Source organism: Streptomyces sp. NPDC041814 (assembly GCF_055590565.1).
This window is the reverse complement of record NZ_JBVJAM010000008.1, coordinates 179,699-198,951: the sequence shown is the minus strand read 5'-3', so window position 1 is coordinate 198,951 and position 19,253 is coordinate 179,699. Positions and strand designations below refer to the sequence as shown.

Below are 19,253 nucleotides of genomic sequence, written 5' to 3'. Positions count from 1 at the left end.
CCGGGGCCGCGTCCGAGCGGTGCGCGGCCCCGGCGGCCCGGGTTACCTGTGGGGACGGGGGGCCGGGGCGGCGAGAGCCCCCGTGCGGTGTGCACGGGGGCTCTCGGCATGTCAGGTGCGGGCGGCGGTCTCCGGCCGCGGCGCCTCGTGGTGCGTACGCCGCAGGAAGCGGACCAGCGGGGCGCAGTCGAACTGGACGACGTCGACGCCGGCCGTGTCGTGCCGCTCCATGATCACCTGGACCCGGCCGCACGGCCATATCCGCCAGCCGTCCTGCTCGACCGGGTAGCGCAGTCCGCGTTCCAGGAGCTCGCGCTCGACGGCCCACTCCGTGCCGCCCGGGTAGGCGATGCGGATCGTCGCGGGGGAGTCCGCGCCGTCGAACCGCAGCTCGACCGGGACGACGGGCAGGTCGCGGGCGTCGGTGACGAGCCGGGCACGGGCATGGTCATGGATCACGGAGGACATGGGCCGACTCTCCATCCTGCTTCTGCAACTTTGTTATCTAATGTCCCATATTTTGCGTAAAGGGCACTATGGAAGCCCTATGCAGTTGTGAGTGACGCGCTCTTGCGAACGCTTCGCAACAAGGTCCTATCATTGAGAGGTTCACGACCCCGCGCACCCGGCGCGCCCACGCGAGAACGCAGGAAGCGGAGCCTCCCCCATGCATGTACCCGACGGATTCATCAACGCACCCGTCTCCGCCGTCGCGGGCGTCGTCGCCGCCGGAGCCGTCGCCGTCAGCCTGAAGGGGGCGCGCCGCGAACTCGATGAACGCACCGCGCCGCTGGCCGGGCTCGTCGCCGCCTTCATCTTCGCCGTGCAGATGCTGAACTTCCCCGTCGCCGCCGGCACCAGCGGCCATCTGCTCGGCGGGGCGCTCGCGGCGATCCTCGTCGGGCCGTATACGGGCGTGCTCTGCATATCCGTCGTCCTGCTGATGCAGGGCATCCTCTTCGCCGACGGCGGCCTGACCGCGCTCGGCGTCAACGTCCTCGACATGGGCGTCGTCACCACCGTCGTCGCGTACGCCCTCTTCCGCGGCCTCGTCGGCGTGCTGCCGCGCACCCGCCGCTCGATGACCGCCGCCTCCTTCGTCGCCGCGCTGGTCTCCGTACCGGCCGCCGCCGGGGCGTTCACGCTGATGTACTGGATCGGCGGGACCACCGACATCCCGATCGGCAAGGTCTTCACCGCCATGGTCGGCGTGCACGTGCTCATCGGCATCGGCGAGGCCGTGATCACCGCGCTCACGGTCGGCGCCGTCCTCGCCGTCCGCCCCGACCTCGTCCACGGCGCGAAGGGCCTCGCCGCCCCGCTCAAGCTCCGGGTCGACGGCGAACTGGTCGACGCCCCGGCGCCGGTGCGCGAGCCCGCCCCCGCCGCGCACCGCCCGACCCGCGGCCTGTGGGCCACCGGTCTGGTCACCGCCCTCGTGCTCGCCGGTTTCGTCTCCTTCTACGCCTCCGCCAACCCGGACGGCCTGGAGAAGGTCGCCGCCGACAAGGGCATCGACAAGGAGGCCAAGGAGCACGCCACCGCGGACTCCCCGCTCGCCGACTACGGCGTCAAGGACGTCTCCGACGCCCGGCTCTCCGGCGGCCTCGCCGGGATCATCGGCGTCGGCGCCACCCTCGTCGTGGGCAGCGGCGCCTTCTACGTGGTCTCGCGCCGACGCCGTACGCAGGGCGAGGCGGACTCCCGCACCGAAGAGAAGGTCTGACATGGGCGCCGGACACGCGCACAAGCTCTACCGGCACGGGCACTCACCGGTCCACGACCTGCCGCCGCACTGCAAGCTCGCCGCCGTCTTCTGCTTCGTCGTGGTCGTCGTCTCCACCCCGCGCGAAGCCGTCTGGGCCTTCGGTCTGTACGCGCTGCTCATCGCGGGCGTCACCGCGTCCGCCCGCATCCCGGCCGGCTTCCTGCTGAAACGGCTGCTGATCGAGGTGCCGTTCGTCGCGTTCGCCCTGCTCATGCCGTTCGTCGTGCCCGGCGAGCAGACCCACGTCCTCGGCCTCTCGGTCAGCGTCCCCGGCCTCTGGGGCGCCTGGAACGTGCTGGCCAAGGGCACCCTCGGAGTCGCCGCCTCCGTGCTGCTGGCCTCCACCACGGAACTGCGCGAGCTGCTGCTCGGCCTCCAGCGCCTCAAGCTCCCGCCGCTGCTCGTCCAGATCGCCTCCTTCATGATCCGGTACGGCGACGTCATCACCGACGAGATGCGCCGCATGTCCATCGCCCGCCGCTCCCGCGGCTTCGAGGCGCGCGGCCTGCGGCACTGGGGCGTCCTCGCCAAGTCGGCCGGGGCCCTGTTCATCCGCTCCTACGAGCGCGGCGAACGCGTCCACCTCGCGATGGTCAGCCGGGGCTACGCGGGCTCCATGCCCGTCATCGACCAGGTGACGGCCTCCCGCACCCAGTGGGCGTACGCCTCCGCCCTCCCGCTGCTCGCCCTCGCCGTGTGTCTGGTGGGATGGACCGTATGAGCCCCGACCCCGCCCCCGTGCCGCCCTCCCTGGAGGTCAGCGGCCTCGCGTACGCGTATCCCGACGGCCACCAGGCGCTCTTCGGAGTCGACCTGACCGTCGGACGCGGCGAACGCGTCGCGCTCCTCGGCCCGAACGGCGCCGGCAAGACGACCCTCGTCCTCCACCTCAACGGCATCCTGGAGGCGGGCGCCGGGTCGGTGCGCGTCGCCGGGATGCCGGTCGACAAGCGGAACATGGCCGAGATCCGCCGCCGCGTCGGCATCGTCTTCCAGGACCCCGACGACCAGCTCTTCATGCCCACCGTCCGCGAGGACGTCGCCTTCGGACCCGCCGCCGGGGGACTGCGCGGCGCGGAGCTGGAAGGGCGGGTCATGGAGGCGCTGAAACAGGTCGGCATGGAGGAGTACGCGGGCCGGCCGCCGCACCACCTCTCCTTCGGCCAGCGCCGCCGCGTCGCCGTCGCCACGGTCCTCGCCATGCGGCCCGAGATCCTCGTCCTGGATGAGCCCTCCTCCAACCTGGACCCGGCGTCCCGGCGTGAACTCGCCGACATCCTGCGCTCCCTGGACGTCACCGTCCTGATGGTCACGCACGACCTGCCGTACGCGCTGGAGCTGTGCCCCCGCGCGGTGATCCTCAGCGACGGGGTCATCGCCGCCGACGACCGCACCCAGGACCTCCTCTGCGACGAGCCCCTGATGCGCGCCCACCGTCTGGAACTCCCCTTCGGCTTCGACCCGCGTTCCGTGACGGTGAATTCGGGGTGACCCGCCCCACCTCCCACCTGCGGTGCCGTGCACCATGGGGGGATGAGCGGGAGTGCGGCAGCAGGCGTGGACGTACGAGGCACGGCGGCGCCCGGATTCGAAGCGGTCCGGGACGCTTTCGTCCGTAATTTCGAGCAGCGCGGGGACCGGGGGGCGGCGGTCGCCGTCTACCGGCACGGGCGCAAGGTGGTCGACCTGTGGGCCGGCACCAGAGACGTGGACGGCACCGAACCCTGGGCCGTCGACACCGTCCAGGTCGTCCGCTCCGCGGGCAAGGGCATCGCCGCCGCCGTCCCGCTGCTGCTCCACCAGCGCGGCCAGATCGACCTGCACGCCCCGGTCTCCACGTACTGGCCGGAGTTCAAGGCGAACGGCAAGGAACGCGTCCTCGTCCGCCACCTCCTCGCCCACCGGGCCGGAGTCCCGGCCCTGGACCGGCCGCTGACCCCGGCGGAGGCGGCGGACGGGGTGAGCGGGGCGCGGGCCGTCGCCGCCCAGGCTCCGGCCTGGGAGCCCGGCGCGGCGCACGGCTACCACGCGCAGACCTTCAGCTGGCTCATCGGCGAACTCGTGCGCCGCGTCACCGGGCGCACCGTCGGCCGCTGGGTCGCCGAGGAGATCGCCCGCCCGCTCGGCCTCGACTTCTGGTTCGGCATCCCCGAGGACGAGGCCCACCGGGTGGGCCGGATCGGGCCGGTCGAGGCACCGGCCGCCGAGAACACCGGGGCGCTGCGGATGCGCCCGAAGCGGTCGGTGGTGGACGCCTACCGCGATCCGGAGTCGCTGACCCGGCGGGCGTTCGGCGCGATCGACCCGCTGCCCGACGAGAACGACGCGGCGTACCGGGCCGCCGAACTCCCCGCGTCCAACGGCACCGCGACCGCGCGCGGCCTGGCCCGCTGCTATGCCGCGATGATCGGTCCGGTCGACGGCCAGCGGCTGTTCGCCCCGGCGACGCTGACGCTCGCCCGCACCGAGGAGTCGGCGGGCCCGGACCAGGTGCTCGTCGTCAACACCCGGTTCGGCCTGGGCTACATGCTCCACGGCCCGGCCAGCCCGCTCCTCGCGCCCGGCTCCTTCGGACACCCGGGCCGGGGCGGCTCGCTGGGCTTCGCGGACCCGGAGTCCGGGATCGCCTTCGGGTACGTGACGAACGGGCTCCAGAAGGGAGTTACCGCCGACCCGAGGGCGCAGGCGTTGGTGAGGGCGGTGCGGTCGGCGTTGTGACCGCTTCGGGCTTCGGGCAAGTTGCTGCCGACCGCCCCCGGGCCCGGGCCCTGACCCGCGGGGTACGGTCGGCGTCATGACTCCTGCGCGCTTTGACGGATACGCCGTCCTCATCACCGGTGCCGGACGGGGTATCGGCGCCGCCACCGCCCGCCTGCTGGCCGCGGAGGGCGCCCGCGTCCTCGTCACCGACATGGACGGGGAGCGGGCGGAGTCCGTGGCGGCGGAGATCCGGGGCAGCGGCGGTACGGCCGATGCGCTGGTCTGCGACGTGGCGGACCGGGCGGCGGTCGAGGCGGCGGTGGCGTACGCCGCGGAGACCTTCGGCGGGCTCGACGTCCTCGTCAACAACGCGTACTCCTGCAGCCTGGACAGCACGCTCTTCGAGGACGAGCCGGACGAGACCTGGCACCGCGACCTGGACGTATCGCTGGGCGGCGCCTACCGGTGCTCGCGCGCCGCGATGCCGCACCTCGCCGCGTCCGGCCGGGGCGCGATCGTCTCCATCGGCTCCGTCAACGGCATGCAGGACTTCGGCAACCACGCCTACAGCGCCGCGAAGGCGGGCCTCGCGAGCCTCACCCGCACCCTCGCCGGCCACGCGGGCCCGCGCGGCGTCCGCGCCAACCTCGTCGTCCCCGGCACGATCCGCACCGACGCCTGGGCGGGCCGCGAGGCGGAACTGGACCGGGTCAGCGCGCTCTACCCGCTGGGTCGCGTCGGCGAACCGGAGGACATCGCGAAGGCGGTGGCGTTCCTCGCGTCGTCGGACGCGGAGTGGATCACGGGGACGTCGCTGTGTGTGGACGGCGGGCTGACGGCGGTGAACACGGGGTTCCGGGCGGCGGTCTCGGAGTAGCCGGAGCCGCCCGCGAACGCTCGGGTCCCTCCTGTGCAAGTACGGGGTGAGACCGCCGCCCGGCGGTCCGGGACAGGAGACCCATGGACCCGGACGAGGATCTGCTCACTCGTTCCGCACGTGAACCCACGGCCTTCGAGCCGCTGGTCGCCCGGCACTCCGCCGCCCTGCACGGCTATCTCGTACGCCGTGCCCCGGCAGCCGCCGACGACCTGCTCTCCGAGGTGTGGCTCCAGGCGTACGCCCACCGCGCTACGTTCGACGCGGCGCGCGGCTCCGCCCGGGGCTGGCTGTTCGGCGTCGCCCGCAACGTGCTCTCCCGGCACCGGCAGACCGCGGCGCGTGCGGCCGGCCGCGCCGAGCAGCCCGACGCCGACGCCACGACGGCCGACCCGTGGCAGGCCGTCGACCAGCGGCTGGACGCCGCCTCGGTCGCCCCGGAACTGCGCCGCAGAGTCGCCGAACTCCCCTCTTCGGAGCGCGAGTTGCTGCTGCTCGTGGCCTGGGAGCAGCTGACCCCCGCCGAGGCGGCCGCCGCCGTCGGCATCCCCGCCGGAACAGCCCGTTCCCGCCTGCACCGGGCCCGCGCCCGGCTGCGCGACGGACTGGCCGGCCCCGCCCGTACGACCCTGACGGGAGACTTCGCATGACCCACGACAACCGCCCCACGGACCTGCTCGACTTCCCCGGCGCCGCCGCCCTGGAGCGCGCCGGCCGCACCGGACCGCTCGACCCGGCGGTCCAGGCCCGCGCGCACTCGCTCATCCTGGATGCCATCGCTACGGACGCCGCGTCGGCGCCCGTGACCGTTTCGCGCTTCGGCCGCCGCCGGGTGTTCGCCCTCGCGGCGGCCGTCGCGGCGGTGGCGGTGGGCGCGGCGGTGCTCCCGGTCACCGACTTCGGGGGCGAAGGACCGGCGGCGAGCGCGTCGGCGTCCGAGGTGTTCACGAGCATGGCGGACCACCTGACGGTCGCCAACGGCGCCCACGGCGGGATGATCACCGGCCAGAACACATCCTCGATGTACTGGAAGAGCACGGTCGAGTCGTGGGTCGAGGGCGAGAAGCCCCGCGTCGACACCCGCTACCTGAGCATGAACTCGTTGACCGTCAAGACTGCGGACGGCAAGACGATCACCAAGATCATTCCCGGACGCGCCAGTTGGCCGGTCGGCAAGGGGACGGTGACCTGGGAGGGGCTCGCCGACCTGCCCACCGAGCCCGACGCACTGCGCCGCAAACTGGCCGAGGGTTCCCACGGGGCCGACGCCGCCGCCGAGCAGACCGTCCAGCAGGCCGGCCAGCTGCTGACCGACGCCCCCCTGTCCTCCGAGCTGCGCGCCGCGATCTTCCGCGTCCTGGCGAAGACACCCGGGGCCACGGTGAAGGAGGGTGCGAAGGACGCGAAGGGCCGTTCCGGCACCCGCATCTCCTGGAAGTGGGCCAAGCGCTTCAACGAACAGAAGCCGAAGAACTGGGGCTTCTGGCCGAACTACTACGTGGACAGCCCCAAGGACGCGCACAGCGGCAAGGACGCGGACAGTCCCAAGGGCGCGGGCACCCCCACCGGATTCAAGCTCGAATCCGCCCCGGCCCTCCGCTCGAACTGGATCGTCTCCCCGTCCGACGGCCGCCTCCTGGAGGTCAACCACGACCCCGACGACAACGCCGGCCACATCGTCCGGCGCGAGACGTACCTGAGCACGGGCCCGGCGAGGAGGACGGGCTGAGCGGGGCCGCTCGCCAACGGGCCTCGGAATCTCCCGGTGCGCTCCTTGCCGGCGCGCACCGGGAGCCGATCACCAGGGGATCTCGCCCTCGTCGCTGAAGAAGCGGCCGGTCGGTCCGTCGTCTCCCACCGTGGCCAGCTGGATCGCGGAGGTCGCGCCCTGCTGCGGGGTGCGCGTCCCGCGGAAGCCGTTGAGGTCGGTCGCGGTGAAGCCGGGGCACACGGCGTTGATCAGGATGGGCGTGTCGGCCAGCTCCTTCGCGTACTGCACGGTCACGGCGTTGAGGAACGTCTTGGACGGTGAGTAGCCGGCGGATATCGGGCCCGTGTCGGCACCCGGGGTGGTCTGGAGCGTGAGGGAGCCGACGCTGCTGGACACGTTCACGATCCGCGGCGACGGTGAGCGGCGCAGCAGCGGGAGCAGGGCGTTGGTGACGCGGATGACGCCGATCACGTTGGTCTCCACGGCCGCCCGCACCCGGTCCACGTCGACCGCGGTGGGTTCCTGGGGGTGGCCGCCGGTGATCGCCGCGTTGTTGACGAGCGCGTCGAGCCGCCCGGCGTGCTCCTCCACCAGCCGGGCCGCCGCGGTCACGCTCGCGTCGTCGGTCACGTCCAGCGGTACGCCGAATGCGTCGGCCCCGGCCGCGCGCAGCTTGTCCACGGCGGCCTCGCGCCGCTCCTCGTCCCGCGCGCCGACGCCGACCGTCCAGCCGAGCGCGCCGAGCCCGGCGGCGATCTCGTATCCGATGCCCTTGTTGGCGCCGGTCACCAGCGCGACCTTGGGGTGGTTCACAGTCTTGGTCTCAGTCATGTCCTCGATGTTTCTCCTCGCCGGGCGGGGCGTCCAAGACCGACCGGGTGGGCGTCGATACCGTCCGGGTATCGCTCCAGGTGAGGCCCGTTACGCTGGCGGTGTGGAGACACGTGAACTGCGGTACTTCGTCGCGGTCGCCGAGGAGTTGCACTTCGGCCGGGCCGCCCAACGGCTCGGGATCGCCCAGCCTCCGTTGTCTCGGGCGATCGGCGGGCTCGAACGGCGGCTGGGCGTGCTCCTCCTGGAGCGCGGCAGCCGGGGCGTCACCCTGACCGGGGCCGGGGCGGTGCTGCTGCGGGAGGCGCGGGCGGTGCTGGACGCGGTCGAGGCCGCCGAGCGCCGTACCCGCCGGGCCGCTCCCACCGAGGCCGGTCACCCCGCGGTGGTCCTCGCCGCGAAGGCGGGCGCCTCCGGCGAACTGCTGGCCAAGCTCCTCGACGCCTACGCCGCCGAGCCCGGTGCCGTCACCGTGGACGTCCTGCTGTGCGGGCCGGGCGAGCAGGCGGGCACCTTGCGCGACGGCCGGGCCGACGTGGCCCTGCTGCACCGGCCGTTCGACGACCTGGCCGGCTTCGACACCGAGGACCTGCACACGGAGGGCCAGGTCGCGGTCCTCCCGGCGGGCCACCCCCTCGCCCTCCGCCCCCACCTGAGCGTCGCCGAGGTCACCGCCCTCCCCGACCTCCCCCTCCCGCGCTGGCCACGCCCCGACGGCACCTTCCCGGACGGCCCCGGCCCCAAGGTCCGCGACCACACCCAGCTCACCCAGCTCATCGCCCTGGGCCGCGCCTGCGCGATCGTCCCGGAAACGATCCGCACCGGCCTCCCCGAGGGCCTCGTCGCCGTCCCCGTACCCGACAGCCCCCGCGTCACGACGGTCATCGCCTGGCCCCCGCACAGCCGCTCGACAGCGGTGGCGGGGTTGGTCCGCGCGGCCACGGGGCTGTGACTCCCCCGCGCGGGGCGTTCGTTGTCCAGGAGGGCAGAAGTTCTCACCGCCTCCCTCGAAGCCGGGTGGGACCTTGTGCCAGGATCGCGGGATGCTGCGACTCACCGATTTCATCATCGACTGCCCGGACACGATGAGGCTGGCTTCCTTCTACTCCGAGGTGGCAGGCCGCCCGGTGAAGGAGGACAGCTCCGAGGACTGGGCCGGAATCCGGTTCGGCGAGATCGAGTTGGCGTTCATCCGGGTGGACGACTACCGCGCTCCGCAGTGGCCCGACAAAGAGCACCCCAAGCAGTTCCACCTCGACTTCGAAGTGGACGACATCGAGTCGGAGCAGCGCCGCGTCCTCGACCTCGGCGCGACGCTGAGGCAAGACTTCATCGGCCCCAACGGCTACGGCTGGCGGGTCTACACCGACCCGATCGGCCACCCCTTCTGCCTCTGCCGCAACAAGGGCGTCGTCTGGACCGACCAGGGCCCGGTCTGGCCCGAGCGCGGCCAGCCCTCCGGCTCGTAGCGGTTGGTGGCGTCCCCCAGGGGCAGTCTCAGGGGGCCGGGAGCGGTGTGCCATTCCCTGAAACGGGACGTCGAGGTGGCCGTACGCCGGTCGGCCGCTGCCACCGCCTGGCGCGCGTACCGTCCGGGCCGGTGACCGGGCGGTGCGCCTACGCTGGTGTTCATGACCTCAGTGGAGGAGGAGCGTCCGCGCGCGCTGCTCGCGGGCGCTTCGCGGCGGTGGGTGCGGGGGCTGCCGTGGGCCGTGGCGTTCGTGCTGTGCGTCGCCCTGCTGCCCACCACCATCCGGGTCCTCACCGCCGACTACGGTCTGAACGGGGGCGTAGCCGCGGTGCTGGCCGTCGCGCAGGCCGCACCGCTCCTGCTCGCCGTCGTACGGCCGCTGCGGGCCTGGTACGTGATCTTCACCGCGGACGTGGCGGGGGCGCTCGCCCTGCTCGCCGTCGACTTCGAGGACCGCCTGCTGTGGCCGTTCCCGCCCATGCAGATCGTCGGGTACGTCGGGCTCTGCCTGGCCCTGGGCCTGCGGGAGCGGCGCCGGACGCTGATCCGGGTGTGGCTGGTCACGGCGGGGGCGAACGTGGCCCTGGGGTTCGCCGCGCCCCACGGCTTCGGCGCCGGGGACCTGCTGTTCACCATCCTCGGAGGCATCGCGCTCCTGCTGGGCGGCGCGCTCCGCGAGCGGTCCGACGCGCAGCGCAGGCTGGCCGAGCAGGAGACGATCAGCGAGGCCGAGCGCGGCCGGCGCACGCTGCTGGAGGAGCGCGCCCGGATCGCCCGCGAACTGCACGACGTGGTGGCCCACCACATGTCCGTCATCACGGTGCAGGCCGACACGGCGGAGTACCGCCACGACGGGCTCCCGCCGCAGCTGCGGGAGGAGTTCACGTCCATCGCGGCCACCGCGCGCCAGTCACTCGGCGAGATGCGCAGGCTCCTCGGCGTGCTGCGCAACGAGGAAGCGCACGGTGAGCTCGCGCCCCAGCCGGGCCTCGCGCAGATCGGCCCCCTGGTGGAGGCGACGGAGCGGGCGAGCGGGCGGGTGGACTTCACCCCCTGCGATGCCGAGGTGCCCGAAGCGGTGGGCCTGTCCGCCTACCGGATCGTCCAGGAGGCCCTGGCGAACGTCGTGCGGCACGCGCCGGGCGCGCACACCCGGGTGTCGCTGTCCGTGTCGGACCCCACCGCTCCCGTGTCGGGCCCGGCCGCATCCGTGTCGGACCCCACCGCGCCCGCCGTCCCGCAGCTCACCGTCCTCGTCGTCAACGGCCCGCCGCCGGAGGCGTCCGGAGGGCCGCTCGAAGCGGGCGGCACCGGGCACGGGCTGGTCGGCATGCGTGAGAGGGTCAGGATCATCGGCGGCACCCTCGACGCGGGGCCGCTCCCGGACGGCGGCTTCCGGGTCGCCGCCCTCCTCCCCCTCACCGGAACGGACGACCTCACGTGACGACACGCGTCCTCATCGTCGACGACCAGGCCATGGTGCGGGCGGGCTTCGCCGCGCTGCTGGCCGCCCAGAGCGACATCGACGTAGTGGGTGAGGCCTCCGACGGCGAGCGGGGAGTCGAGCTGAGCCGGCAGACCCGTCCCGACGTCGTGCTGATGGATGTCCGGATGCCCGGGATGAACGGCCTGGCGGCCGCACGCGAGCTCCTGCATCCGCCGACGGGCGTGACCCACACGCCGCGCGTCCTGATGCTCACCACCTTCGACGTCGACGACTACGTCTACGAAGCGCTCCGGGCCGGCGCGAGCGGCTTCCTCCTCAAGGACGCGCCCCCGGCCGACCTGATCGCGGCGGTCCGCGTCGTGGCCTCGGGCGACGCCCTTCTCGCCCCCTCCGTGACCCGCCGCCTCATCGCGGACTTCGCCAAGCAGCGCCCCGCCGCCCGGGGCAGGCCCGCGCAGCGGCTGGGCGGCCTCACGGAGCGCGAGACCGAAGTCCTCTCCCTGGTGGCCCGCGGCCTGTCGAACGCGGAGATCGCGGAGACCCTGGTGCTGGCCGAGCAGACGGTGAAGACCCACGTCAGCCGCGTCCTCACCAAGCTCGACCTGCGCGACCGCGCCCAGGCGGTGGTCTTCGCCTACGAGTCGGGGCTGGTGACCCCGGGCGAGTAGGACGGGGGCACCCCCGCACGGTGCGCACCCGCTCTCCGCCACCCCCTACGGCCGTAGCACCGCCACTTTGGCTCCCGGGTATGACGCCCCGCGCACAGCCTTCGCCGCACTCTTCACCCGTACGGGAAACGGACGTGTGAGGGAGACCGGAAGATGAGGCTACGCAGGAGCAAGCGGGGGAAGGCGGGGGCCAGGCCGGAGGCGGGCAACGGACCCGGGGGCCCGGCCGCCACGCCCGGCCTCGCGGTCGAGCTGCGCGACGTCCGGCGGCACTACGGGCGCGGTGCGGGCACGGTGCACGCCCTCGCGGGTGTCGACCTGGCCCTGCCGAGCGGCACGTTCACCGCTGTCATGGGCCCGTCCGGGTCCGGCAAGTCCACGTTCCTCCAGTGCGCCGCCGGGCTCGACCGGCCATCGGCGGGCTCGGTGCGGGTCGGCGGTACGGAGATCACCGGCATGGGCGAGAACGACCTCACCGAGCTGCGCCGCAGCCGCCTCGGCTTCGTCTTCCAGGCGTTCAACCTGCTGCCGTCGCTGACCGTGGAGCAGAACGTGCTGCTGCCGATGCGCCTGGCCGGGCAGCACCAGGACCGGCACCGGGCGCAGGCGGTGCTCGCCCGGGTCGGACTCGCGGACAAGGCGCGGCGCCGCCCCGCGGAGCTCTCCGGCGGCCAGCAGCAGCGCGTGGCCGTGGCCCGTGCCCTGGTCACCGGCCCCGACGTGATCTTCGCGGACGAACCCACCGGCGCGCTCGACACCGGCACCGCCGCCGAGGTCCTCGGCCTCCTGCGCCACGCGGTGGACTCGCTCGGGGCCACCGTCGTCATGGTCACCCACGACCCCGTGGCGGCCGCCTGGGCCGACCGGGTGCTGTTCCTCGCCGACGGCGCCTTCGCCGACCACGTCGAGCGCGGTTCGGCCGAGCAGATCGCGGCCAGGATGGCAGCTCTCACCGCACGGTCCGCCCGTGCCGGGGCGACGGCCGGGGTGGCGGCATGAGGCGCCCCAACGGACTCGCACGTGAGGCCATCCGCTTCAAGCCCGCGTCCTTCGCGGGCACGTTCCTCGCGCTGCTCATGTCCGCGCTGATCGTCTCGGCCTGCGGGATCCTGCTGGAGACAAGCCTGCGCGCATCGGTGCCGCCGGAGCGGTACGCCGACGCGCCGGTCGTCGTGGCGGCCGACCAGAACGAGTACGTCGTCACCGGCAGTGGCGAGGACCTGGAGAAGGAGGCGACGCCGCTGCCGGACACCGCCCGGATGGACGCCGGGCTGGTGGCGAAGGCCGCCGGGGCGCCGGGCGCGGCCACCGCCGTCGCGGACTTCACCTTCCCGGTGCACGCGCGGGGCGGTGCGCTCACCGCGCACGGATGGGGCTCGCACAGCTTCACCGGTGCCTCGCTGACCGCCGGCTCCGCGCCCCGCGAGGGCGAGGTCGTGCTCGACACCGGTGCGGCCCGCGCCGCCCGGGCCGCCGTGGGCGACACCGTCGCGCTGGAGACCGCCGCCGGGCAGCGGGACTTCCGCGTGGCCGGCCTCGCCGATGCGGGCCTCGCGGAGGCCGCCCGGGACTCCGGCGACGCGGGCGGCACGGCCTGGTTCGCCGACGCCCAGGCCCCCGTCCTCGCCGGGCACCCCGGCAAGGCCGACGCCGTCGTGGTGCTGGCGGAGAAGGGCACCGACGCCGGCACCCTCGGCGACGCCGTGCGGCAGGCCCTGGCCGGCTCCGATGTCCAGGTCCACACCGGCGACGACCGCGGAGCCGTCGAGGAACCGGGCCTCGCGTCCGCCAAGCTGACGCTCTTCGGGATCGGTGGGTCCTTCGGCGGCATCGCCGCCATCGTCGCCGTCTTCACCGCGGCCGGGACCGTGGCGCTCTCGGTCGGTCAGCGGGCCCGCTCCTTCGCCCTGCTGCGCGCCATCGGCGCCACGCCGCGACAGGTGCGCCGCGCGGTCGCCTCCGAAGCGCTGCTCGTCGCACCGCTCGCCGGGATCGCCGGCTGCCTGCCCGGCATCGGGCTCGCCCACTGGTGGTTCGGGCAGCTGCAGGACCGTGGTGCCGTCCCGCGCGCCGTGGACCTGCACGTCTCCGTGCTCCCGCTGCTCGCCGCCGTCGTCCTGGGCCTGCTCAGCGCGCTCGGCGCGGGCTGGATCGCCGGTCGCCGGCCGGCCCGGATCGCGCCGGGGCAGGCGCTGTCGGAGGCGTCGGTGGAGCGGCTGCGGCCCGGCCTGATCCGCACCCTCCTCGGCGCCGCCGCCCTCGTCGGGGGGACGATCCTCACGGGCGTGTCCGCCCGCTCCGCGGGGGACGACGCGGCCGGTGCCGCGCTCGGCGTCGTCATGCTCTTCATGCTCGCCGTCGGGCTGCTCGGCCCGCTGGTGGCGCGGCTGTGCGCGGGGCTGTTCGGCCTGCCCCTGCGCGCCGCGGGCCCGACGGCCGGACTCGCGGCGGCCAACTCCCGGGCCAACGCCCGCCGCCTCGCCTCCGCGATCACCCCGATCGTGCTCGCCGTGGCGTTCTCCTCGACCCTCGTGTTCATGCACACGAGCGAGAACCACGCCGCCGACAAGCAGCTGCGCGCGGGGATCACCGCGGACCACGTGGTGACGGACCCGGCCGGGCTCCCGGTGGACGCCGTGGCCCGCGCGGCCCGTGCGCCGGGTGTGCAGACGTCCGTCGGGCTGCTGAACACCCAGGTGCTGGTGCCGACGGGCTCGGGCGAGTTCAAGTCGTTGCAGGGGGCGGCCACCCAGGGCGTCACCGGCTCCGGCGCCGCCCTCGCGAAGGTGCAGGACCTGGACGTACGCGAGGGCAGCCTCGACCGGCTCGGGGCGGGCCGCATCGCCATCGACCGGACCCTGGCGGACTCGGCGGACGCCCGCGTCGGCGACCGGCTTCCGCTCTATCTCCCGGACGGGACCGAGGCCGCTCCCGAGATCGTCGCGGTCTACGGCCGCGGCCTCGGCCTGGCCACGGTGACCATGGACCGGGCGTCCCTGGCCGGGCACGTCACCGCGGGCTTCGACAGCACGCTGCTGGTACGGGGCGGCTCGGCGAAGGCGCTCACCGCCCTGGGCGAGGTCACCGACGCCTCCGGCTACGCCACCGCACGGAACGCGGAGGCGGAGCTGGGTGCCTGGATGAACACCACCATGGCCGCGGTCCTCGGCGGCTTCGCGGCCGTCGCCGCGGTCAACACCCTGGTGATGACGGTCCGGGACCGCCGTCCGGAACTGGGCGCGCTGCGCCTCGTCGGCGCCACCCGGCGGCAGGTGATGACGATGCTGCGCTGGGAGGCCCTGCTGGTCGCGGGGGCGGGCCTGGTCCTCGGCTCCGCGATCGCGGCGGCCACGCTGATCCCGATGATGAACGGTGTGACCGGCGACGCGCCGTACGTGCCCCCCTTGATGTACGGGGGTCTCGCGGCGGCCGTCGGCGGCCTGGCCCTGCTCGCGGTCTCGCTGCCGGCCAGGACGGGACTGCGCCGCCGGGCGTAGAGGGGCGGGCGAGGCGGGAGTCCGGTCGAGACCGGACTCCCGCCTGCTCATGCCCCCGGGCGCCCGCCGGCCCCCGGGCGCCCGCCGGCCCCCGGGCGCCCGCCGGCCCCCGGGCGCCCGCCGGCCCCCGGGGGCCGGCCGCGGCGTGGCCGTTCCCTCAAACGGGACGCCGAGGTGGTGGTGTGCCCGCGGCGGTCAGCTGTAGACGCCGAACTCGTAGAGCGAGTAGCCCCAGCCCGTGCCCCGCGCGGTGCCGTTGACGCGCACGTAGCGGCCGGTGCCGGTGACGTCGAGGTCGTCGATGTCGCCGTTGCCGTCGGTCACGGTCTTGACCGTCGTCCAGTTCCGGCCGTCCTCGGACGTCTGGATCTCGTAGCCCTTGGCGTACGCCGGGTCCCACGCCAGCTGCACGTGCTTGATGGCCGTGGAGGCGCCCAGGTCGACCTGGAGCCACTGCGGGTCGCTCCAGTCACTGGCCCAGCGGGTGTCGAACTTGCCGTCCACCGCGTTGTCCGCGCCGCACGGACAGCCGCCGGTCGGGTCCGTCTGGAAGGAGGAGGCCGTGGCCGGCTTGCCCCGGGAGACGTTGGTGCCGTCGACCTTCGGCGGGATCACCTTGAGGGACTTGGTCTCGATGCCCACATTGCCGTGGCCGTCCCTGGCCTTCACGTAGACCTTGTAGACGCCGGTCCTGCTCGGTGCCTTCGCGGTCAGCGTGCCGTCGCCGTTGTCCTTGGTCTCGGCGGGGACCAGCGCCTTGTTCTGGTCGATGTAGTTGCTGCTGAACAGAACCTGGTACGTGACCGCGTCGCCGTCCGGGTCCGTGGTGTGCGTGCTGACGCGCACGTCGGAGCCGGTGGGGACGCCCTCGGTGGCGTTGTCCACGGCCATGTCCGAGATCACGGGCGGGGTGTTGTCACCGGAGGTGTCCGCGCCGTACGCCTTCTTCACGGCGTAGTACGAGAGCCGCTTCTCGCCGCCCGGAAGCAGGTTGAACCACACACCGCCGAAGTCGTCCTCGGTGCCGTAGTGGAACATCGTGGCGCCCAGGGCCACCCCCGTGTGCCCCGTGACGCAGCCCCACGCCTTGGTGTAGCCCTCGGCCTTCGCCGCGTCGGTGGGCTCCTCCGGTACGCCGTTGGCGTCGTCGTCCACCTCCCACTCACCGGCCGGTCCGGTCTCCGTGACGATGTACGGCTTGTCGTAACCGCCCTGCTCCCAGTCCGACTTGACGTTGCAGACCGCGTCGTAGGCGTTGACCGCGTACAGGTCCAGGTCCGGGGCGTTCTTCTTGTAGTACGGCCAGGCGCCGGTCCACGCGTCCGTGGAGGTGACCGGGTGGTTGGGGTCCACCTCGTGGATCTTCTTCGCGATGTCGTTGACGAAGGAGGTGTACGCGTTGCGCTGGGCCTCCAGCTCGTCGCCGCCGTAGCAGTTCTGCAGGCCGAGGGTGGACTCGTTGCCCACGTTCCACATCAGCACGCCGGGGTTGTCCTTGTAGGTGTCGACCCACTTCGGGAACTCGGCGAGCATGTCGTTCTTGTACTGCGTGTCCGTCAGGTAGTTGACGCAGCCGCCGCTGCCGGGGCCGCCGCCGGGCTGGAGCCAGAAGCCGGCGATCACCTTGACGCCGTTGGCCGCCGCCGTGTCGAAGAGCGGCTTGCTGGTGGCGTCCGTGCCCCAGGTGCGGATCGTGTTGACGCCCATCGACGCCAGGTCCGGCAGATACTTCCCGGCGTCCGCGACCGAGGGGCCCCAGGTGAGGCCCTTGACCGTATACGGCGAACCGTCCACGGTCAGCTGCCAGTCGCCCTGTGAACCGGTGACCTTCACGACGTTCCCGGCCGCCTGTGCCGCGGGCGCCTGGAGGGCGAGCAGCCCGCCGCCGAGGAGGGCGGCCGCAGCGACGGGCGCGATCAGGCGACGGGCCGTACGGGTGGGGGGATGGTGCATGTGTCTCTCTCCTTGCGTGTGGGGGGAGTTGGGGGTGGGGGGGGGGGTGCTGTGCGCGCGGTCCGGGGCCTCCGCGATCTTGGAGAGCGCTCTCCGGAGTGGGCCGAAAAAAGGCCCCGGACCTGTGGGGGTGCGCGCGCCGCCGGTTACGGCAGCTCGTAGTTCCCGTCGAGCACCGCGCCCTTGTCGGGGTGGTTCTCGTCGTAGCCGTGCGGGTCGCACTGGAGGCCGCCCTTGATGCAGTGGGTGACCATCGCGTCCAGCGTGGCGGTGTCCCAGGCGTTCATGAAGTCGTAGTGGAACGAGTAGCCCGCCCCGCTCGCCAGCCTCACCTGGGACATGTCGCCGTTGACCGGCCACGCCATCTTGAACTCGATCATCGGCAGCGCGACCGGGTGGTCCGCCGGGCAGGAGTTGTAGTTGGCGCCGCCCGCCACGGGGTACGCCATGTGGCTCTTGTGGTCCGGCGTGTCCAGGTGGATGCCGTCCCAGCAACTCGGCGCCTGGAGGCGCAGGTTGAGCTGCACGTCCCGGCGGTCGGGGCAGCTGGCCGGGAAGTCGTAGTTCTTGAAGGAGTCACCGCACTCCCAGCCCTCGACGGTGCCCTTCAGGTTCTTGAACTCCTCCTCGCTCTGCATCGGGCTGCCGACGACGAAGCGCAGGCCCTTGGGGAAGGGGCGGACGCTGCGGTAGTCGGTAACGCCCGCCTTGTAGTAGATGGTCTGGACGCCGTCGGGGAGGATCTTCTGGTCCCCCTTGAACAGGCTCGGCATCCAGTACGCCGACTTGTCACCGGGCGCCAGGCACGTGGTGCTGCCCGTCTCCAGCGAGGCGGCCGTGGTGTTGGCGTTGGTCGTGGTGTTGCCCATGAACGTGTGGTCGTGGGACTTGCCGGGCTGGCCCGGGTAGACGATCGGGTCGTCCGGCGCGGTGTGCGTGGGGGCGCACTTGGCCTGGAACTCGTGGAAGTACGCCTGCGGCGGTACGTCCATGGAGGGGGTGACCCCGGTGACCGGCGGGTCGGCCATGATGTAGCCGTCCCCGTCCGGGTCGTCGCCGGATGCCTGGGTGGACGCCGGCATGCCGGGCATCCCCGGCATCGAGTAGGCCGCGTGCTCGGTGTGCGCGGCGGCGCTCGTCTCGGGAGCCGCGTTCGCCGTCGCCGCGATCCCGGCGATCCCGGCCGTGGTCAGGCTCAGCGAGGTGAACAAGAGCAGTCCGGTGAGGGTTCTGGACCTCCGTGGCATGGAGACCTCCTGCTGCGTCGTGGGGGAGCGTGGGGTGAGGGGAGGGCGCCCGGCCGGGGAGGACGGAAGCACTGCGGTGGTTCTTGGAGAGCGCTCTCCCGTTGTTTCTGGAGTGTTCCGTCCCTGACAAGAGCGTGTCAATACTTCGTGTCGTCACTTCACGAGTCGTCCCCGTCCGTCACGGGGATGCCGAGCGCCCCCAGGAACGCCGTCGCGGCCGGTGTCCGGCCCGACCGGCTCCAGGTGGCGTGCTGGACGCGGAGGGGCGCGTCGGACACCTCGATCGCGACGATGCCGGGGAGCCGGGCGGCGTACGCGGGCGGCAGCATCGCCACCGCCAGGCCGGGCGCGACGAGGCTCGCGATGTAGTCCGCGGTGGTGACCTCGAAGGCGACGTCGCGGGTGAGTCCGGCGGCGGCGAACGCCTGGTCGGTCTGGGCGCGTCCGGCCGTGCCCGCCGGGAAGTCCGCGAAGACCTCCGAGGCGAGGCGGCGCAGGTCCACGGAGGGCGCCCCGGCCAGCGGATGGTCCGGGGCGACCACGGCGACGAGCCGGTCGCGGGCCAGTTCGTGGCGGCCGACGCCCCGGGGCACGGCGGCCGCGGGCAGCCCGAGGAAGGCCACGTCGAGGGCGCCTTCGCGGACCTGCTCGGCCAGCTCGTCGCTGGCGCCCACGCGGAGGCTGACGCGCACCTGGGGGTGGCGGCGGCGGAAGTCGCCCAGGGCGGCCGGGATGTCGACGGCGGTGACGGTCGGGATCAGGCCCACCGCGAGCCGGCCGCGCACCTCGCCGACGGCCGCCGCGACCTCGGCGGCGGCGCGCTCGGCGGCCTCCAGGCACTGGCGGGCGGCCGGGAGGAACGCCTCGCCGGCCGGGGTGAGCCGCACCCTCCGGGTGGTCCGTTCGAAGAGCCGGCCGCCCAACTCCCTTTCCAGCCGGGCGATCTGGTGGCTCAGCGCCGACTGCACGACGAGGCACCGCCCGGCGGCCCGGGTGAAGCTGCCGGTTTCGGCCACGGCGATCACGTAACGCATCTGCTGGAGCTCCATGGCTGCATCGTCCATCCATCGCGGATCGAGATCA

The 19,253-nt window shown here is 73.4% G+C and carries 18 protein-coding genes; 13 read left to right on the top strand and 5 right to left on the bottom strand.

Features of this window, described 5'->3' with window-relative positions; genetic code table 11:
* Window positions 1–111: 111 nt before the first annotated feature.
* A complete protein-coding gene (locus ACZ6C6_RS21400) occupies window positions 112–468 on the bottom strand; it encodes an SsgA family sporulation/cell division regulator (RefSeq protein WP_469204854.1) in 357 nt (118 codons plus the stop codon).
* Between the two features lie 199 nt (window positions 469–667).
* Between ACZ6C6_RS21400 and ACZ6C6_RS21395 the strand changes: the two genes are divergently transcribed.
* From ACZ6C6_RS21395 to ACZ6C6_RS21365, 7 genes are all read left to right on the top strand, one after another.
* Window positions 668–1,726 (top strand): energy-coupling factor ABC transporter permease, encoded by a 1,059-nt coding sequence (locus ACZ6C6_RS21395; RefSeq protein WP_469204853.1) that lies wholly within the window; start codon window positions 668–670, stop codon window positions 1,724–1,726.
* Between the two features lies 1 nt (window position 1,727).
* The gene (cbiQ, locus tag ACZ6C6_RS21390; RefSeq protein WP_469204852.1) at window positions 1,728–2,489 is read left to right on the top strand and encodes a cobalt ECF transporter T component CbiQ; all 762 of its coding nucleotides are present in this window, start codon (window positions 1,728–1,730) and stop codon (window positions 2,487–2,489) included.
* The gene (locus ACZ6C6_RS21385; RefSeq protein WP_469204851.1) at window positions 2,486–3,259 is read left to right on the top strand and encodes an energy-coupling factor ABC transporter ATP-binding protein; all 774 of its coding nucleotides are present in this window, start codon (window positions 2,486–2,488) and stop codon (window positions 3,257–3,259) included. Before cbiQ ends, ACZ6C6_RS21385 begins: the two co-directional genes overlap by 4 nt.
* Before the next feature lie 66 nt (window positions 3,260–3,325).
* Complete coding sequence (locus ACZ6C6_RS21380) at window positions 3,326–4,486, top strand: serine hydrolase domain-containing protein (RefSeq protein ID WP_469205024.1); 1,161 nt, start codon at window positions 3,326–3,328, stop codon at window positions 4,484–4,486.
* A 76-nt stretch (window positions 4,487–4,562) separates the two neighbouring features.
* A complete protein-coding gene (locus tag ACZ6C6_RS21375; RefSeq protein ID WP_469204850.1) occupies window positions 4,563–5,345 on the top strand; it encodes an SDR family NAD(P)-dependent oxidoreductase in 783 nt (260 codons plus the stop codon).
* Window positions 5,346–5,428: 83 nt separating this feature from the next.
* Window positions 5,429–5,995 carry an RNA polymerase sigma factor gene (locus ACZ6C6_RS21370; protein WP_469204849.1) on the top strand — a complete coding sequence of 189 codons (567 nt, stop codon included), beginning with the start codon at window positions 5,429–5,431 and terminating at the stop codon, window positions 5,993–5,995.
* On the top strand, window positions 5,992–7,074 hold the full coding sequence (locus ACZ6C6_RS21365; RefSeq protein ID WP_469204848.1) for a hypothetical protein: 1,083 nt from the start codon (window positions 5,992–5,994) through the stop codon (window positions 7,072–7,074). Before ACZ6C6_RS21370 ends, ACZ6C6_RS21365 begins: the two co-directional genes overlap by 4 nt.
* A 69-nt stretch (window positions 7,075–7,143) precedes the next feature.
* Here ACZ6C6_RS21365 and ACZ6C6_RS21360 read toward each other — a convergent pair whose 3' ends face one another.
* Window positions 7,144–7,887, bottom strand: coding sequence for an SDR family oxidoreductase (locus tag ACZ6C6_RS21360; RefSeq protein WP_469204847.1), 744 nt, complete (start codon window positions 7,885–7,887; stop codon window positions 7,144–7,146).
* A gap of 103 nt (window positions 7,888–7,990) precedes the next feature.
* On the opposite strand from ACZ6C6_RS21360, the gene ACZ6C6_RS21355 reads away from it, so the two are divergent.
* The 6 genes from ACZ6C6_RS21355 (at window position 7,991) to ACZ6C6_RS21330 (ending at window position 14,970) form a co-directional block, all read left to right on the top strand.
* Window positions 7,991–8,839 (top strand): LysR family transcriptional regulator, encoded by an 849-nt coding sequence (locus tag ACZ6C6_RS21355; RefSeq protein ID WP_469204846.1) that lies wholly within the window; start codon window positions 7,991–7,993, stop codon window positions 8,837–8,839.
* Between the two features lie 91 nt (window positions 8,840–8,930).
* Window positions 8,931–9,356: a VOC family protein gene (locus ACZ6C6_RS21350; protein ID WP_469204845.1), complete on the top strand. Its 426-nt coding sequence runs from the start codon at window positions 8,931–8,933 to the stop codon at window positions 9,354–9,356.
* Window positions 9,357–9,518: 162 nt separating this feature from the next.
* Complete coding sequence (locus tag ACZ6C6_RS21345; RefSeq protein WP_469204844.1) at window positions 9,519–10,802, top strand: sensor histidine kinase; 1,284 nt, start codon at window positions 9,519–9,521, stop codon at window positions 10,800–10,802.
* A complete protein-coding gene (locus ACZ6C6_RS21340; protein WP_469204843.1) occupies window positions 10,799–11,473 on the top strand; it encodes a response regulator in 675 nt (224 codons plus the stop codon). The genes ACZ6C6_RS21345 and ACZ6C6_RS21340 overlap by 4 nt, the downstream gene beginning before the upstream one ends.
* A 153-nt stretch (window positions 11,474–11,626) precedes the next feature.
* A complete protein-coding gene (locus ACZ6C6_RS21335; protein WP_469204842.1) occupies window positions 11,627–12,472 on the top strand; it encodes an ABC transporter ATP-binding protein in 846 nt (281 codons plus the stop codon).
* Window positions 12,469–14,970, top strand: coding sequence for an ABC transporter permease (locus ACZ6C6_RS21330; protein ID WP_469204841.1), 2,502 nt, complete (start codon window positions 12,469–12,471; stop codon window positions 14,968–14,970). The genes ACZ6C6_RS21335 and ACZ6C6_RS21330 overlap by 4 nt, the downstream gene beginning before the upstream one ends.
* 195 nt (window positions 14,971–15,165) lie before the next feature.
* On the opposite strand, the gene ACZ6C6_RS21325 is transcribed toward ACZ6C6_RS21330, so the two are convergent.
* The 3 genes from ACZ6C6_RS21325 to ACZ6C6_RS21315 form a co-directional block, all read right to left on the bottom strand.
* Window positions 15,166–16,923 (bottom strand): discoidin domain-containing protein, encoded by a 1,758-nt coding sequence (locus ACZ6C6_RS21325; RefSeq protein ID WP_469204840.1) that lies wholly within the window; start codon window positions 16,921–16,923, stop codon window positions 15,166–15,168.
* Window positions 16,924–17,069: 146 nt separating this feature from the next.
* The gene (locus ACZ6C6_RS21320) at window positions 17,070–18,170 is read right to left on the bottom strand and encodes a DUF1996 domain-containing protein (RefSeq protein ID WP_469204839.1); all 1,101 of its coding nucleotides are present in this window, start codon (window positions 18,168–18,170) and stop codon (window positions 17,070–17,072) included.
* Between the two features lie 158 nt (window positions 18,171–18,328).
* Window positions 18,329–19,219 carry a LysR family transcriptional regulator gene (locus ACZ6C6_RS21315; protein ID WP_469204838.1) on the bottom strand — a complete coding sequence of 297 codons (891 nt, stop codon included), beginning with the start codon at window positions 19,217–19,219 and terminating at the stop codon, window positions 18,329–18,331.
* Window positions 19,220–19,253 lie beyond the last annotated feature (34 nt).